The organism is Variovorax sp. CF313, from assembly GCF_000282635.1.
GTDB lineage: Bacteria > Pseudomonadota > Gammaproteobacteria > Burkholderiales > Burkholderiaceae_C > Variovorax.
In genome coordinates this window covers 1-1,399 of record NZ_AKIW01000158.1, presented here as the reverse complement: position 1 = coordinate 1,399, position 1,399 = coordinate 1, and the positions used below count along the sequence as shown (strand labels likewise).

Below are 1,399 nucleotides of genomic sequence, written 5' to 3'. Positions count from 1 at the left end.
AGGCGAGCGCCATCGCGATGCCGATGCGCTGGCGCTGGCCGCCGGAGAACTGGTGCGGATAGGCATCGAGGCGCGAGGCCGCGTCGGGGATGCCCACGCGGTCGAGCAGCGCGAGCACTTCCTTGCGTGCGTCGGCTTGCGAGAGCCCGCGATGCAGCCGTAGCGGTTCGCCGACCTGGCGCGCAATCGTGTGCACCGGGTTCAGCGCCGTCATCGGCTCCTGGAAGATCATGCCGATGCGGTTGCCGCGGATCCGGCACATGGCCCTTTCGTCTCGGCCGACGAGCTCGGTTCCGTCGAAACGTATGCTGCCGGTGACCTTCGCGGTCGAGGGCAGCAGGCCCATCAGCGACATCACCGTGATCGACTTGCCGCAGCCCGATTCTCCGACGATGCCCAGCGTCTCGCCACGTTCCAGCGTGAAGTCGATGCCGCGCACGGCCTCGGCGGGACCGCGCTGCGTCTGCAGTTCGATGTGGAGGTCTTCGACTTCGAGCAAGGGCATGGCACTTCTTATCTTGCGCGTGCGAGGCGCGGATCGAGCAAATCGCGCAATCCGTCGCCCAGCAGATTCAGGCCGAGCACCGCGAGCGCGATGGCCATGCCGGGGAACACCGCGAGCAGGGGCGACTGGAACATCATCGTCTGCGCCTCGCTGAGCATGCGGCCCCACGAAGGTTGCGGCGGCTGCGTGCCCAGGCCCAGGTAGGAGAGGGCGGCCTCGGCCAGGATGGCGATGGCGAATCGGATCGTGATCTGCACGATCAGCACGGCCGATATGTTCGGCAGCACGTGCTGCATCGTGATCGCGAAGCTGCCCTTGCCGCAGGCGCGCGCGGCGGCCACGTACTCGCGCGACCAGATCGCGTTGGCCGAGGCGCGCGTGATGCGCGCGAAGGTCGGGATGTTGTAGATGCCGATGGCAATGATCGCGTTGACGATGCCGGCGCCGAACACGGCGGTCATCATGATGGCCGAGAGGATTGCGGGGAAGGCCAGCGAGAAGTCGGTGAGCCGCATGATGGCTTCCTCGACCCAGCCGCGCTTGGCGGCAGCCAGCAGGCCCAGCGCCGTACCGACCACGAGGCCGATGCCGACCGCGATCACGCCGACAAGGATCGATGCGCGTGCGCCGACCAGCAGCAGCGAGGCTACGTCGCGGCCGTAGGTGTCGGTGCCCAGCCAGTGCGCGCCCGTCGGCGGCTTCAGCTTGTTGGCCATGTCCATGTCGTAGGGCGACCACGGTGTCCAGACCAGCGAGATGCCGGCGGCGAGCAGCAGGAGCAGCGTCAGCGCGCCGCCCAGCACGAAGCTGCGGTGGTGCAATGCGCGGCGCCAGAAGCCCGGCACCTTGAGCGCCGCAGCGCTCGGAGCGGTGATGACGGAGCTCATATGTCGC

Annotated in this window: 2 protein-coding genes; both read right to left on the bottom strand. The window is 68.0% G+C overall.

Going from position 1 to position 1,399, the window contains the following annotated elements; genetic code table 11:
- On the bottom strand, positions 1-505 hold a 505-nt coding region (locus PMI12_RS26215; RefSeq protein ID WP_007838783.1), incomplete at its 3' end, for an ATP-binding cassette domain-containing protein.
- An 8-nt stretch (positions 506-513) separates the two neighbouring features.
- Positions 514-1,392: an ABC transporter permease gene (locus PMI12_RS26210; RefSeq protein ID WP_042674462.1), complete on the bottom strand. Its 879-nt coding sequence runs from the start codon at positions 1,390-1,392 to the stop codon at positions 514-516.
- Positions 1,393-1,399 lie beyond the last annotated feature (7 nt).

Bases quoted from the DNA above. Each gene is read 5' to 3' on its own strand.
- PMI12_RS26210 (WP_042674462.1), bottom strand. From the start codon at position 1,392: ATGAGCTCCGTCATCACCGCTCCGAGCGCTGCGGCGCTCAAGGTGCCG.